The following is a 14,916-nucleotide window of genomic DNA, read 5'->3' as shown; positions in this document are numbered from 1 at the left end:
AAACAGGCTATTTAAGCCGAGTGAGGCGGGATGCTAACGCCATTTTCGCTATGGGGCCATTCTCGGCTGAATCATAGTTGGCCAAGAGAGGTATTTGCACTATCACCGTCTTCTGAGCCGGACTGTGTTTCTCAGATACTGAGTGACCGTTTTTGGCCGAAAGCAAGCGATCGTGAGCGTCTGCTATTGGCCGTCTGCTGCCTGTCACCAAGGCAGCTTTTGACGAATGCCGACCCCACCCCAAAACCGTTGCATTCACTTAATTTGCGGGTGGCTCAAGACATCCACTTCCCCCCGCAGCTACGCTTTCGACTCACTCATTGGAGTCGGAACAATGCCCACTGAATACTCACTAGGTGATGTCCTTGAGCGCCTTTACCAGAACCAGCTTGCCTTAGAGGCGGCCGTAATGGAGCTGACCTTAAGGGCTGAATGCCAGGGTGCGACAGACACCGGCGAAAATATCCGCGGTGCGCTACAAACGATCGGCGAGAACGCCGGACACATGAAGCAAGGTCTGGCCAAACTAAAGTCCCAAGATCCACACTAATCAAGCTGCCGACGACATCCCTGGAGCGGCCTTTTTTTCGACTTTAAGTGCGTGCCGTCGGGTCAGCACGCGGTTAGTCGCAAAAATGACCCGTATGAAATAGGTCCGTCCGATTAAAATCCCAAACCATGTGTTCGCAAGCAAAATGGCATAATATGCCAATGACCGAAAGAAAATGTTTAACGAAAGCTGGAGCTCAATATGGCAACGAGAAACGTTGTGCTCACCCCTCATCAGGAACAGGTTATACATGACCTGGTGCAGTCCGGCCGTTATCAGAATGCCAGCGAAGTGATGCGAGAGGGTTTGCGTTTACTGGAGCAGCGCGTCGCCGAAGACACCGCCAAAATTGAGGCACTGCGTCAGGCGACCTCGATCGGCATCATGGATCTTGAGCACGGGCGCTTTACTCAGGTGAACGAAGGGAATCTGGAGCACTACCTCGAGGGCTTAAGCCTGGAGGCGACCCTCCCCGCGAGAGAGAAACATTAAGCATGCCGCAGTATCGGATTTCCAACGCGGCGCGCGCCGACATTGTCGACATACTCAGGCTCTCCCAGACGCAATTCGGCGATCAAGCACGCCAACGCTACCAGACGCTGATCCTAACGGCGCTGCAAGCGCTTGCCAGCAAGCCTTATTGCATTGGCAGCCACGACCGCGATGAGCTTGCACCGGGCCTTCGCAGCTACCATCTCACCTATTCACGCCAGCAGGCCAAGCATCCCAGCGGGGCGGTCAAAAGCCCACGCCACATCGTCTTCTATCGCATGGTTAACGACGATCTGATCGAGGTTGTCCGACTCCTTCACGACGCCATGGAAGTGCAGTTGCACTTGCCGAACGACTGATCAGCGACCGGGCCCAATAGTTTAACCGGCCATGAACAGCAAAGGTAGGCGCTCCCTCTACATCGCAACCTGAGCCCCTCCCCCGCTACCAGCCGATTCGGCGGCCAATTGAAGCACGATGCTCTGGCCCCGACCGGACTATCGAGATCCACGACAAGAAACACGATGTTCAATTTTGCCCACCGCTTTCAATGCTGAACAACCGCTTCATAGGCGTTTTCCGTGCCTAGGCGCCTCGCATTACGCTGCAACTGCCAATGGACACGCGGATCAATGCCCCTAGCATCCAGAGGCCTGGCAACATCACGCAGAGCACGAGCGTCTCTGGAGTCAATTTCAGGATAGGTGCATAGAGAAAGACCCGACAACACCACTTAAGGATATCGACTCATTACCCATATCCTCTTCCGGACGAGCAAGGGTTCGCCAGATACGGGTTGCTAATCCAGTATACGGAGGCGCACTGAATACCAGCCACAGCCACCCAAGCCTGCGTCAGAAATCGCCATTCGCGATCGCTCGAACACTACGCGCAATTGGGGGCATAACTGGGGGCATAATTAGTTTTTTTCAGGCTGTAACTTCCGTCCTAGAGCCTAGTCAAAATGTTTTTTGGCGCCCCTGAGAGTCTTTAGATGTCTTAGAATAGACCGTTTATCTGATTACTTCTGCATTTCCACAAGCCATGGAGCTCCATTCTCTTCCAGTGGATTGCTACAGTGGGGGCACATCTGAGGGCACGCTTTGGATGGTTTGAAAAGGATGCCCCCAACCTGAGACTTAACAGCACACGGATCACGATTTCTCCCTAGTAAATACAGCTGATAACACTCAACTCTACGCTGACAATTACAGGCCACTGATTGATTTAATTTCTACTCAGACCGCCGAGTTGCTCGCGGTACCCTCGTTGCTAGCAGGGCAAGGCGAACATGTATCTATTGTTTGATCAAGTCGCCTGGCTTCCAGCTCTGATCAAAGAAGGCCTGCTTTGGCCCATAGAGCCGCACGATCACCAGAAAGCCTTTCTCCGGTACGGTCTTGATCCAGTTCTTGCCTTCACCTGGCGATTTCGGCCCGAAGTAGATGTCAGTGGAGCCGTCGCTGTTCTGCGCCGGTTTATCCATCTGATTGAGGGACGGGAACGGCTGGCCATTGTCCAGACCTGACGCAGTCAGGTTGTCGTAAGCGGTGACCGACCAGAACAACGCCGCCGGGACATTGGCCGGAAGATTGAGCTTGTAGGTCTGGGCGCCATCCAGAAATTTGCCCTCGGCGTCGCGGGTAGTAGCAGGATACTTGGCGCCGGCACCGATCATGTTCATAACCATGCCAGGGCTGTCCGAATAGGCTGAGGTGAAGAACGCCACTCGCTGCTCAAGATTGGTGAAGCTACCGCTGGATTGGAACTCGGTGTTCTCCCCGGCGAAAGTGTTCACGTACTGGCGATCCTTGTAGTACAGACCGCCCGGCTCTTTGTACAACAAGTGGCTGGTCACCACCTTGCTCATCTTGAACGCGGTTCGCGCGGCGTCATCCAGCAGCTTGCGTCGTTCGGCATCCGGGGCGAAGGGTTTGCCCTTCTCGATGCCCAGGGTGTGCAGGAACCCGCGCATGTCCATGTCCGCCGGGTCGACGGCTTCGGCGTCGATGAAGCGCGAGAGCATGTCGAAGTAACGACCGTCCTCGGGGAACAACATGTTGATCGGTGCGCCGGTGGCGTCGGGGAATTGCATAGGCAGGGCCGAATCCTTCTTGCCCAGCGGATAGATCTTCGTGCGCTCGACCTCGGCCACCGGCACACTGAGGTCTTTCGGGTCCTTGAAGAAGGTGCGCCAGAACAGGAACACGTTGTTGGTGCGCGAACGGTAGACGAATCCCTCGGTCGGCTCCGGCCCCTTGTAATCAGGCGGGAGCAGCACATAGGTACCGCCCTTGCCCTTGTCGGGGCCGGCAAGGCCGACGTCACCGCGCCAGGTTTTGCCATCGATAGTTGGTCCGACAATCGGACGCTGGAAGAAATCATCGAACATCCCCTGAACACCGGGCGGTGCTTCGACCACCAGCGGGCCGTACTTTGCCAGATCCAGATAGCTCATGGCGTAGACCAAATCGGAGTTCGGTGTCGTCACCAGCGTCTTGGCATTGATTCGCTTTTTCCAGATCGGCAAGATGTTGTAGCCCGCGCCAAACTGCTTCTCCGACGCTTCCTTCATCGACCAAATGTTGATCGCCGGCAAGGCCCACAGATACGACTGCACAGCACGCTGAAACACCAGTTCATCGATCAGGCTGCGTGCAGTCGCTTCGGTCGGGAAGCCCTTTTCAAACGGTTGATTGGCGAGCTCTTCATAGCGCGACGCAGCGTCGGCCAGGCCGCTTAGAGAAAGGCTTACGGCCAAGGCCGTGAGTGTGGTGCGCAAACGGTTCATGGGCTGTCCTTATGAACGCAGTTGGGAAATCGGTTCAGTTGACCTTGACCACCGCCGGCGGAGTCCACTGGCCATTCATCGCGGCCGCTTCCGGCCAGTAGGCGCGAACGTAGAGCGAGAAATCAGCGCCCTTCGGCGCCGGGAGCCAGTTGCTTTCCTTGTCCGCACCCGGTGAATCGCTCTGCACGTAGAGCGTCAGCGAGCCATCGGTATTGGTCTTGAGCGACTTGTTCTTGGTACCGAGGGAATAGCGCCCCAACGAGTTTTCGGCAAAGAAGTGCTGCTGGTTGTACAGCGTCAGCGACCAAAAACCCTTAACCGGCGGCAGCGCGCCTTTGGAGAAGGTCACGCTGTAGCGCTGGGTACCATTGAGCCGCATACCGGACTCGTCCAGATCTTGATAGAAGTACTTGGTCTCGATCTGCTTGTTGACGAAGATGTTCGAGCGGGCAACCGCCGTGCGCAGGAAGTAATCGGTGCCAAACGCCGCGCCGTTGCTGATGGTGCTCCAGTGGTGCGGCAACTGCTGGCCGTAATTGCGGAACTGCAGCAGCGGCTTGACCACTTCGCTGTCGGCCTTTTGCGCTTCGTCGATCATGGCTTTTTTCAGCTCGGGATCGCGCTGAGCGATTTGTGCCAGTACCGACAACTGCGCATAGCGCGCCTCTTCTCCCGGCAGCGGTTTGGCGTCCTTGAGAATCGCTGGCAGCTCATCGAAGAACTTTTCCGGGAGCACCCAACGCGTTTCCTCGTCACCCGACGCCTCAGCGGGGAATTTCGGCGACTGGCTCCAATCACGCTGCTTGAGTTTGCCGTCGTATTTGGACAGCGGGTACATGTCGATCCCCGACAGATAGCGCTGGATAGCTTTGCGATCTTCGGCTGTATCGTCCTGGAACACCCGCGGAATCACGAAACCGGTATTGGTCTTTGCACGAAACACCTGGGTGATGCCTTCCGGTACTTTGCCGTTCCAGTCCGGCCCCACCAACAGATAGAAACCAGGCTTGGTGCCGTACATCTTCCCCAGTTCGGCAAAGCTGTCGGAGCGAAGGTCTACTAGTTGGTACACCCAGAAGCGGTCGCCGAAGTCCGGTACCTGAATCACCACCGGTTCGATATCCAGCGCAATGCTGCCCGCACCGTAAACCACATCCTGGTTCGGACAGGCCACCAGCCGCTCCCCAGGGGAAATGTAATCGGTAAGCATCGACAGATGATTGATCGGCGCTACGGGTACGATGCCACCCATCAGGCCTGGCTCTGGGAGATCTTTGAACTTCTGCCGACGATTGAAGATGTTGGCCATCGGCCAACCCCAAAAATACGCCTCTCGCGCCATCATCCGAACGTAAGTCTCCGTCACCTTCACATCGGCTTCCGGGCCTGAAACTTGCGCCACCGGAGAGGTCTCTGCCTGCACGGCCATTGCGCCGAGCAATGCTACAGACGCGAGCAGGCCGCTAACGAATAAAGGCGTATTGTTCATACCGAAGCTTCCTTGCATGGGCGTTTTTCGGGGAGAGAATCTTGTGAGGCAGACTGATCGTTAGAAAAACTAGCAGAGGAAACTGGATCATCCAGAAAAAGGCATGAAAAATTACAATTATATTTCCCTTCCTGATAACTGTTTCTTAGTAGGAATTAAGTTTTGAAGGCTATTTTTTTGCGTCCTGAATGGCAGCAACTGGCCGATCGTGGCCCTTCGCGACAGGCCGCGATCGGCCAGAAGCAGTTAGTTGAATGTGCTCAGCAAAGGAATGACGATTTACGTTGTTACAAAATGCCCTCCTGTCATTTTTCACGGTACGACTACGCTCAGTGATCCTAAACCGCTGAGATTTCGTTATGACAAATGGCATTTTTCACGTTGATTTTCGTGCAAGCACCGGAGACTACGGTGAGGGGTTAGTAGTTGTAAAAGATGGAACAGTAAACGGAGGTGACCCTCACTATCTTTATCAAGGGCAAGTGCCTACCGAATCGGGCTCGTTTGAAACTCAATTCGTTGTCAGAAAATGGCGCGATGGCAATACAAATGTGGTGGGAGTTGATAACTACACCCTAAAGGCGAAGGGACACGTCAACTATGAAAATGGAACCCTTGAACTGCAGGGTAGCGTGGTCGGTGCCCCTCACCTGACCATTCAACTGAAAGGGCAAAAAATTCAGGGCACTGTTTAAGTTGGTTGGACAGACCAATTGAGACTGTCGCTATTTATAGCGACAGTTTCTCCAGCGCTCTGATCGGCCGAGGCAGGACTGTATCGTTCGACAGCGCTAGGCCAAACGCCGTCGCCTAAAGCAGGAAAAATGAATTTTCTTCTTTTTCGGTGCAGCCTGTCCGCAGCGTTGGATCTGAATCTGCTTGTGAGCAGCCCTGATTTTCCATAGTGTGATGGCTATTGAATATCGCTGACTTTTTTTTTGGGGGGGGGGGTGGAGTAAAATGAGTATCAAGAAAGAAATCGCAATGGAAAACCAGCTTACATTTGAAAGTGTTTTTAAGTCCATTACGAACTTCGAATTGAGCAAACTTCCAGGCCTTGTCGTTCTAACTGGAGTAAATGGTTCAGGAAAGACGCATCTGCTTTCCGCAATCAAAGGAGGCAACGTTAAGTCTAGCCTAGTAAGTGACTACACTAATGATGTTAAACTTTTCGACTCAACCAATATCGTGCCTGCGGACACTGGCGTTTTTGATCCACATCAGCTTCAAGCTCAGAGATCAAACCATTTTCAAGCGATGAGACATCATCGGGACGGAGTGTTTCCAGGCTTGCGAAACATCGCTTTAAATTTAGGTGTTCCGGCAAGTTACTGCTCCTCATTAGAAAAACTTAAAGCCGTTAATAAGAACGTATTCGAAGACACTCTTAAAGATAAGGTGTTGGCAGAGGAGCGGTGGGAGGCGTTTCAAGCTAGTGTCAAACAGCATTCCGAAAGCGTCCTGGCTAACTTTTTAGCTCAAAATGGTGACGAGGAGTGGCGAAAAAAAATGCGAAAGGTAGGCATTGACAATCCTGGAGCCTATCTTTATTCCTCGCCAGATGAGTTCTATCGACATCCAACTTTGCTATGGAGTGATGTTGATCCTTTCCAACAAGCCTTTGGCCAAGTCTTTGTGACCTACAGGAAGTTACTGCATGACAATCAAATTTACAGAGCGTTCCCTCCTGAGTCTGGAGCCACGGAAAAATATCTAACACCCGAGGAGTTTGAGGAAGAGTACAGCACACCCCCATGGGAATTTGTCAACCGAATCCTAGAAGAATCGAACTTAGATTTCAGAGTCGATTCACCACATCTCTATGAGATGTCTGCCTACGAACCAAAACTAACAAAACTATCTTCTAATGTCGAAATGCGATTTCAAGATCTTTCTTCAGGGGAGAAAGTTCTAATGTCATTCGCTCTATGCTTATACAATACAAAAGAAAAGCGTCAGGAAAAAAACTTTCCAAAACTGCTCCTACTAGACGAAATTGATGCCCCGCTCCACCCTTCGATGGCGGCCTCTCTACTCGCCACAATCAAGAACGTCTTAGTAGATGAGCGTAGAGTTGCTGTAATTATGACGACGCACAGCCCATCTACTGTCGCCTTGGCGCCAGAGGATTCCATTTACGTTATGGATCCCAAAGGGCCGCGAATAGTAAAGACGTCTAAAGGTGCGGCACTATCGATATTGACAGCAGGTGTTCCGACACTTTCAGTTTCTTTTGACGGCAGGCGCCAAGTATTTGTTGAGAGTTTTCGGGATGCAAAAATTTATGACTCTCTCTATCAAAGATATAAAGAAAAACTTAATACAGAGCGCTCACTAGCCTTTGTGGAGGTTGGCCGAATCAATGTGAGTGGAATTGAGCAAAACGCTGGATGCACGCAGGTTTTAAGGTTGGTGCATGACCTGGCACAAGGCGGAAATAATAGCGTATTGGGATTGATTGACTGGGATGGAGAACGAAAAATCACGGGCAGAGTTCATGTTCTGTCGCCGGGAATAAGAGATGGCTTAGAGTCTCTTCTATATGATCCGCTTATACTGTTGGCCCTTCTTGTTGGGGAGAACTCCGCGTACATGGTTGAAAAAGGACTATTCCCGGATGACGAGTCGTATACTTCCCTCGCAAACTGGAGCGAAGATCGTTGGCAACTCCATGTGGACGCCCTGCAGCACCATGTTTTTGGTGAGCCACCGAAAGATATAAAGTTTATTGAGATTGAGTACTTGTCTGGAGTTTGTCTAAAGTTGAGACAAGATTACTTGCATTTTGATGACCACCGGCTTGAGAGCAAGCTTGTAGAGTGTTTTGGGTTTATTAAGCCTAGACAGAAGGGTGGAGGATTGATGCAATACGTTGTTGAAAAAATTTTGAGGGACCATCCTGGTTTTCTCCCCAAAGATTTGCTTCTGACTTTTGAAGCACTTCTAATTGACGACCCCCACCAAAATAGCTTATAGAAGAATTGCATTTTAATTGCTTATTAACAGATCGCTTTGGGCGAACCTTGAAGGAAAACTGGACGGTTTTATTGTCTTGCCGCGAAGTCTGCTATTGGCATGATCTCATCAATCGGCGTTATCGACCCCTATCGGTGGCGTCATTGAACCGGTTGGGTGCCGTGCCCTGTGTCTGGTAAACACAAAATAGCGGCACAGTCTGAACCAGTCTTCTCCCAACCAGCCGCAATTTGGGACTGAGAAGACAGTTCTGGAGGGATATGATGAATATCACTACTCAGAGCGGTTCAGCGGCTTTGGCCGGACGCCTTACCGCGTTCGGCGGCGTGGTCGGCACACTCTGTGTGTCCGGTTGCGCACCGGTAACCGCCGTTTTGCTGGTGCTCGTCGCCGCTATCGTTTTGTCGAAGGTCTGAGCCGTCAAGGCTGGAGCTAACCCCGCTGGCGGGCGGGGTGCTCATTTACCTCAACGCCGTTCGGAGTATTGGCTACGCCTTGACCCCGACTCGTCCATTAAGCGATTTGCCTTAGACCGCTTATACTTTGCCGCTCCAACTTCGGCCAAGTCGAAGCCACCTAGTTTGCAGTACTACCTAGGAGTTCATGCCCAGAGTTCAAACTCTGGAAAGACCTAAGCCTGGCGGCAAACAGTTCAGTTTTATCTGTGGGATAGATGAACGGTAGCCGCACTAATCCGTCCGCTCTGCATACCGCAATCCGATTGTTACCTCCTGCGATCACCAAGCAGCCCATATTGATATCCAAAAGGGGCGGCGTCATAACGCCTCCATTACTCCAATGTAGAATCACACCTGCAACTTTATGGGCAGCGATGGTCCAGAGCTCTGAATGATCCCGTTTGCTGTGTCCATGAAACGAACTGTCCAGTTCGATTAAATCCGCTTCACCAAACCGGTAATCAGAAGGTAAATAATCGTCGGGAGAAGCCCCATCCTCGGCACGATAAATGTTCGCCGAGCTGAAGTCCCATACAATTTGAAAGCTCGCTGGCCATTCTGCACGCGGCTTCCCGCTGATGGCTCGAACCTCGCGCTGCGAAACCTCACTGCCCCCCATTAACCTCACCCCTCAAAAAAATCGCGAATTTCAAATCTACCACTTGCCTCGCCTCACATGCGCGAAGAGATACCACTTCCCTCGTAGCAAAATGAGAGCAAATCTGACGCCGAAGACACCACACACACCTGGGGGCCCAAATTCTCAATGCACGAGATCGTCGAGACTTGGGGCGAATGCGCCCTTTCGGCCAAAAAACGGACGTCTTGAGTGGAGAAATGAAATCCGTCCCCTTCACCCGCTATGCCTTTCTCGTATCTTCCAGTGCGAGTCACAGGTCTACGAAGCTGAACAGCGGCCAATAGCAAGAGGACTTAGATCGCTGGAGGACGGTTGTAGCGTCCATATTCCAGGCGCTGGATTTTTATGGAGATCATCACGAAAAGGAGGAGAATACCGACGCCGCCGGAAACCGCCACAACCACGGAAAAAGCCCCCCAAATATGAGCAATACTGCCGGTGCTCTTGAGCGCAGTGAAGACGAGACACACAAGCGAAATAACGAATCCTAGAATCGCAATGGCCAACGAGCACTCCCGCTCAAATTTGTCCTGAACCGGATCCCCGCCGACTAGTGTTCTCGGAATCTCCCGAATGCAAGCCGCCCAGATAGAAACACAGAAAAAAGAGAACGCCGGAAACTGCAGGGAAATCTCAGGTTCGGGATTCGAAAAATAGATGATGAAAAGCCATATAAGCACAGGCATCAACGTCAGAAGCACCTCGTACGTCGCCCAAACCGATGACCGAGCGATAATGATTCCCTTCGGCAGCGCCGCCTTCTCTCTCCCATTTCCTTCACTCAACGTTTGTCTCCTGCCAACAAATGAATGATAAAAGTCGTCCGCGTACCGGCAGCGACCGCAATGACGGCCACAGGCTTGACGGGCTGCGAATAATATCAAATCGACATCAGTCATAATAGAGAGTGGAACAACCGATCGGTTCGCCGGTAGGCTGAACTGAAGACGCAATTTAAATACCCCGATCCGCGGGATAACGGAGACGGATTTCATTTCCCTACTCAAAACGTCCGCTCTTGCCGATTGCAGTCCCTTACTTTAAGCAGGCTTGTGGGCAGGTAGATAAAAGGACGAGTACAACTCGGTCTGAATCGCCTGTGATTTTCTAGACGAATCAGAATAATCTCTTCTGGCCGAAAGCCGCCCAGCCCACCCTTGCGCGGAGCCTTCAGCCAACAACAGCTTTCCGCAGAGCAAAAAAACCGATCAACCAACAACTTCCCTTACCGTAAATCCACACCAAACAACCATCCCCCCCAAAACCAACACCCCCAACACCACCCACGGAATCCCCCCCGCCCCCCACGTCGCCAACATCACCCCACCCACCACCCCACTCCCCGCAAACGCCAGGTTAAAAACCGTCACCAACATCGACTGCGCAATATCCCCCCCTCCCCGGCAACATCCGCCAGGGCGGTTTGCAATAAAGTCGGCGCGCCACCAAAGCTCATGCCCCACAGCACCATGCCCATATAAATCGCACTCACAGACAGCCCCCCTACCCCAAAGGCAAACGCCACCAAGGTGAAGGCCGTCAGGCTCAGCACCATCAGGCGCCGAACCCTGCCATCAATCAGCACGCCCGTGATCCATAGCCCAACCAACGCCGCCACGCCGAACGCGAAGAGCCCCTGCTCCACCTGATCGGCCATCCCGACGGAGGCTAGGAACGCGGCGATGTAGGTGTAGAGCGTGTAGTGCGCCAGTATCCAGAGCATGACCACCGCCAGCACCGGCCGCACACCTGGGGTCAGTAGGACGGTGCGCAGTGGCAGGCGTCGCTCGGGGCGCTGGCCTGGGTAGTCGGGTACGTTGAGGCAGGTCCAGGCCATCAGTAGCAGGCTCAGCCCGGAGAGCGTGCCGAACGCCCAACGCCAGCCCAGGAGCTGGCCGAGCCAGGCGCCCAGCGGTACGCCGAGGGCCAGGGCCAGTGGGATGCCGAGCATGGCCAGTGCCATGGCGCGGCCGTGCAATGCCGGGGGGACCAGGCGTCTGGCGTAGCCGGCCAGGAGGCTCCAGGCCAGGCCAGTGGCGATGCCGACGAAGAAGCGCGCAGCCAGCGTCAAGGAGAACCAGGGCGACAGGGCCGTCACCGCGTTGCACACAACAAACACCGCGACGGCCAGCAGCAGGACCAAACGCCGGCTCCAGCCCTGCAGTGCGAGGGTCAACGGAATGGCCGCCAACCCGGAGCCGAGTGCGCACAGGGTCACCAACTGGCCCGCCCAGGCTTGCGACACGCCGAATGCCTCGGCGATTTGCGGCAGCAGCCCTGCGGGGACGGTTTCGTTGGCGGTGGCGATGAAGCTGCCCAGTGTCAGGGCCAACAGGGCCGCCAGTGGCAGGCGTGCAGTGGTGCGATGTTCGTGCTCGCCGGGTGGATTTAAAACGCTATTTTCAAGTTGCGATTCGCCGTTCATGACCTGTGCTCAACGGGATAGGAGGCGCCAGTGTGGGGAATTGCAATGGTTTTGATAATTGGCCTACCCTTTGATGAATTATCAAAACTGAATTGAATATGGCCACTGACCGATTGGGTGATATGCGTTTGTTTGTCGAGGCGGCGGCACTCGGCAGTTTGTCGGCTGCAGGGCGCAAACTGGCGCTGTCGCCTGCTGCGGCCAGCGCGCGGCTTATCAAGCTGGAGGCGGCGTTGCGCACCAAGTTGTTTGATCGCACCACGCGCCAGCTACGCCTCACAGAGGAAGGCCGGTTTTACTTGCAGCAGTGCTGGGTCGCGTTGCGGGCGATCGATGAGGCCGAAGCCGGGCTTCAAGCCAGTCAAACAGAGGTGCGCGGCAAGGTGCGGATATCCGCGTCGGCTGATTTTGGCCGTAACCTTTTGAACGACTGGCTGGAGGCATTCAGCACGCTGCATCCGCAGCTGTGCGTGGCGCTGACCCTGTCGGATTCGGTGTCGAACCTGGTGCAGGACGATGTCGACCTGGCCATCCGGTTTGGCCAGCCCCAGGACAGCTCGATGATCGCCAAGCAACTCGCGCCCAATTGGCGGGTACTGTGCGCCTCACCCGATTACCTGGCGCGATACGGCGAACCTCAAACACCCGCCGACCTGGATCAGCACAAGTTCATCGTGCTGGTAACGTCCGCAGGCCCCTTGAACACCTTTCACTTCACGGTGGACGGCCAGGAATGGAACCACACCGTACCCATGAGCCAGGCCTGGGAAACCAACGATGGCGCGCTCGCACGCGCCTGGGCGTTGGCCGGGCACGGCATCGCCCGCAAGACCATTTGGGACGCGGCAGCCGATATCCGTGCTGGAAAGCTGAAGGTTCTGTTGCCAGCGTTTTGTGTGCGTGAGGCTGGTGTTTATGCGGTGCTGCACGGCAATCGCTACCGGGCTCCTCGGGTGCGGGTGTTGCTGGATTTTCTGACTGAGCAGTTTGGTCGCGCCACCGAAGAGCTGTTGCTCGATCTTGAAGTGCCGCGTGTGGGGAGGTTGTGAGCCTGTTCTGGCAGCATGGATGTTTTCTGCCTACGCTGTGCCTGCCCGTTTCGAGCCATTCGCCGATTCAGTCCTGTACCAGAAGGATCTAAACCATGGGACACCTTGTCGTGGCTCACGCGATGAACGTGATGCCGGCGCTGGAGCCACTTTCCACGTTACCGAAGAGCATTGGCTGGTCATTGCACAAGGATGAAAACACCACGTCGTTCTACCTAGACACGTTCAAAGCGATGCCGAGACGCCTGGAATACGCCGCTTGACGAGTTTTCTGACCTGGAGGTCGCTACTTTTCTGAACCAGAAGATCGCAGCGCCCCAAATGCTGGTCGAGGCTAAGCGGCGTTTGAAGTCCGCTGTCTGCCTCTCACAAAGGGCAGAAAACGGCCAGCAGCAGACGGTCAAACCAGCGAGTAGCCTCTCAACCTGACAACGCCACCTATTCCGGTGGCACCTGAAAATAGCGCGCGGTTTGAATATTCAATATTCTTCCGGCATGTCCAGATCTGAACGCCTCCTCAATCTCCTGCAAATCCTGCGACGCTACCGGCATGCCGTCAGCGGGCAAACGCTAGCTGACGAACTCGGCATCGGGGTTCGCACACTCTATCGCGACATTGCCAGCCTGAAGGCTCAGGGCGCGGCAATCGAAGGGGGTGTCGGCGTCGGCTACATCATGAAACCCGGCTTCATGCTGCCTCCACTGATGTTCGGCTCCGTCGAATTGGAAGCGCTGGTTCTTGGGATGCGGCTGGTAATGGAGCGCCGAGACAGCGAGCTGACGCAAGGTGCGCAGGCGATGCTGACAAAAATATCGGCGGTTTTGCCACCGCCCCTGCGGCGCGAATTGGAGGTCTCCACGCTGTTTGCTGGTATGGGACAAACATCGACGGATGCCACAGCTCACTCGGGCCTTCTAAGGGAGAGCGTCCGGCTTGAACGCAAGCTGGAACTGAGCTACCAGACTGCGGCTGGAGCAGTCTCCCAACGCACAGTCTGGCCGTTTGCACTCGCATACTTCGAGCGGGTGCAGGTGGTAATGTGCTGGTGCGAACTGAGAGGGGCTTTCCGCAATTTTCGTACTGATCGCATCAATCAAGTGGTGCTCTCAACGGATCGCTACCCTCAAAGTAAACAGGCGTTGCTGGAAGAATGGCGTCGCTCGATGCCGGCAAGGGGCATAACGATACTGTCAGAAACTGACACGGGTTGGCTTTAAGGTGAGATTTCTCCCTCTCGCCAGGTCTGCTCATGAACTTTGCCTCCGTACGTATCGTCACCCAAAACTTCAAACGCGTCGTCGACTTCTACAAAACACTCTGCGCCATTGAGCCTAAGCATCTCGCTGAGGGATTCGCCGAAATTCATTTCAATGGCATCGTTTTGGCAATCAGCGAAGAACGCTTGATCCGGCTTTTTAACAATGGGCTTGCCTCGGCGGCGGCAAATCGCTCCGCTATCCTGGAGTTCGAAGTCGACGACGTGGAGGCGGCCTTGATGCTCGCAGAAAAGGCAAACGCAGAAGTCGTAATGCCGATCACACTGATGCCTTGGGGTAATACCTCGGCGCTGTTGCGCGACCCAGATGGCACATTGGTGAACATCTTTTCCCGAGGTGCGCGCGACTTATCGTGACTGCAAGTTAGGAGCCAGGCGGCGAAATTTGTCGTGTACGAAGCGCGCGGTTGCCAGCCATCAAACGCCCGCACGCCTCACCTCAGCGATGTTCAATCAAGCCGAGTTCGATAAAACTCCTGGCCGTTGCAACAATGGCTTCTTCCGGGCTACGAGGTGCCCAGCCCAACAGTGTCATGGCCTTGGCCGCCGTGACGTTCATATCGACGCCCAACAGCTTGACCATGCCCAGCATCATCGGATTCGTTTTGGCAGCGGCACGAATGTTGTCATCGCTCAGTTCCTGAGTGGAAACATTCCTGGCAGCCTCACCCAGATGATCGCGCAGCGTGCGCGCCACCTGCACCATCGGCAAGCTGTCGCCCGAACTGGCCAGGAAACGTTCGCCGTTAGCGGCCGGATGCGTCATGGC

At 54.4% G+C, this 14,916-nt stretch carries 13 protein-coding genes and 2 pseudogenes; 10 read left to right on the top strand and 5 right to left on the bottom strand.

The features are described 5' to 3' along the window. Positions 1-334 precede the first annotated feature (334 nt). From AC07SU_RS10045 to AC07SU_RS10035, 3 genes are all read left to right on the top strand, one after another. Positions 335-550, top strand: coding sequence for a hypothetical protein (locus tag AC07SU_RS10045; protein ID WP_494996966.1), 216 nt, complete (start codon positions 335-337; stop codon positions 548-550). A 201-nt stretch (positions 551-751) separates the two neighbouring features. Continuing rightward, positions 752-1,042 (top strand): type II toxin-antitoxin system ParD family antitoxin, encoded by a 291-nt coding sequence (locus AC07SU_RS10040; protein WP_449117174.1) that lies wholly within the window; start codon positions 752-754, stop codon positions 1,040-1,042. Between the two features lie 2 nt (positions 1,043-1,044). Then, positions 1,045-1,401, top strand: a complete 357-nt coding sequence (locus tag AC07SU_RS10035) for a type II toxin-antitoxin system RelE/ParE family toxin (protein WP_339437124.1) — start codon at positions 1,045-1,047, stop codon at positions 1,399-1,401. Positions 1,402-2,339: 938 nt separating this feature from the next. Here the strand turns inward: AC07SU_RS10035 and AC07SU_RS10030 are convergent. Both AC07SU_RS10030 and AC07SU_RS10025 read right to left on the bottom strand, forming a co-directional pair. Beyond that, entirely contained in the window at positions 2,340-3,833 is a 1,494-nt protein-coding gene (locus AC07SU_RS10030) for a DUF1254 domain-containing protein (protein ID WP_494996965.1), read from the bottom strand. 34 nt (positions 3,834-3,867) lie between these two features. Then, positions 3,868-5,322 (bottom strand): DUF1254 domain-containing protein, encoded by a 1,455-nt coding sequence (locus AC07SU_RS10025; RefSeq protein WP_494996964.1) that lies wholly within the window; start codon positions 5,320-5,322, stop codon positions 3,868-3,870. A 359-nt stretch (positions 5,323-5,681) separates the two neighbouring features. Between AC07SU_RS10025 and AC07SU_RS10020 the strand changes: the two genes are divergently transcribed. The 3 genes from AC07SU_RS10020 to AC07SU_RS10010 all read left to right on the top strand — a co-directional run bounded on the left by AC07SU_RS10020 (position 5,682) and on the right by AC07SU_RS10010 (position 8,714). Continuing rightward, a complete protein-coding gene (locus tag AC07SU_RS10020; RefSeq protein ID WP_494996963.1) occupies positions 5,682-6,017 on the top strand; it encodes a GrlR family regulatory protein in 336 nt (111 codons plus the stop codon). A 265-nt stretch (positions 6,018-6,282) separates the two neighbouring features. Further along, complete coding sequence (locus AC07SU_RS10015; RefSeq protein WP_494996962.1) at positions 6,283-8,298, top strand: AAA family ATPase; 2,016 nt, start codon at positions 6,283-6,285, stop codon at positions 8,296-8,298. A 263-nt stretch (positions 8,299-8,561) separates the two neighbouring features. Next, the gene (locus AC07SU_RS10010; protein ID WP_494996961.1) at positions 8,562-8,714 is read left to right on the top strand and encodes a hypothetical protein; all 153 of its coding nucleotides are present in this window, start codon (positions 8,562-8,564) and stop codon (positions 8,712-8,714) included. 975 nt (positions 8,715-9,689) lie between these two features. On the opposite strand, the gene AC07SU_RS10005 is transcribed toward AC07SU_RS10010, so the two are convergent. Then, positions 9,690-10,181, bottom strand: coding sequence for a hypothetical protein (locus AC07SU_RS10005; RefSeq protein WP_494996960.1), 492 nt, complete (start codon positions 10,179-10,181; stop codon positions 9,690-9,692). A 423-nt stretch (positions 10,182-10,604) separates the two neighbouring features. Further along, a pseudogene (locus tag AC07SU_RS10000) lies at positions 10,605-11,821 on the bottom strand (MFS transporter). 98 nt (positions 11,822-11,919) lie between these two features. Here AC07SU_RS10000 and AC07SU_RS09995 point away from each other — a divergent pair. The 4 genes from AC07SU_RS09995 (at position 11,920) to AC07SU_RS09980 (ending at position 14,504) form a co-directional block, all read left to right on the top strand. Further along, on the top strand, positions 11,920-12,870 hold the full coding sequence (locus tag AC07SU_RS09995; protein ID WP_494996959.1) for a LysR family transcriptional regulator: 951 nt from the start codon (positions 11,920-11,922) through the stop codon (positions 12,868-12,870). 95 nt (positions 12,871-12,965) lie between these two features. Continuing rightward, a complete protein-coding gene (locus AC07SU_RS09990; RefSeq protein ID WP_494996958.1) occupies positions 12,966-13,133 on the top strand; it encodes a hypothetical protein in 168 nt (55 codons plus the stop codon). Between the two features lie 208 nt (positions 13,134-13,341). Then, positions 13,342-14,088, top strand: coding sequence for a helix-turn-helix transcriptional regulator (locus AC07SU_RS09985; protein ID WP_494996957.1), 747 nt, complete (start codon positions 13,342-13,344; stop codon positions 14,086-14,088). A gap of 32 nt (positions 14,089-14,120) precedes the next feature. Continuing rightward, entirely contained in the window at positions 14,121-14,504 is a 384-nt protein-coding gene (locus tag AC07SU_RS09980) for a VOC family protein (RefSeq protein WP_178922591.1), read from the top strand. An 82-nt stretch (positions 14,505-14,586) separates the two neighbouring features. Here AC07SU_RS09980 and AC07SU_RS09975 read toward each other — a convergent pair. Next, positions 14,587-14,916: pseudogene (locus AC07SU_RS09975) on the bottom strand (aldehyde reductase); the annotation flags it as partial.

It is taken from the genome of Pseudomonas sp. GW821-FHT05H12, from assembly GCF_059419385.1.
This window is presented reverse-complemented; position numbering and strand designations above follow the sequence as displayed.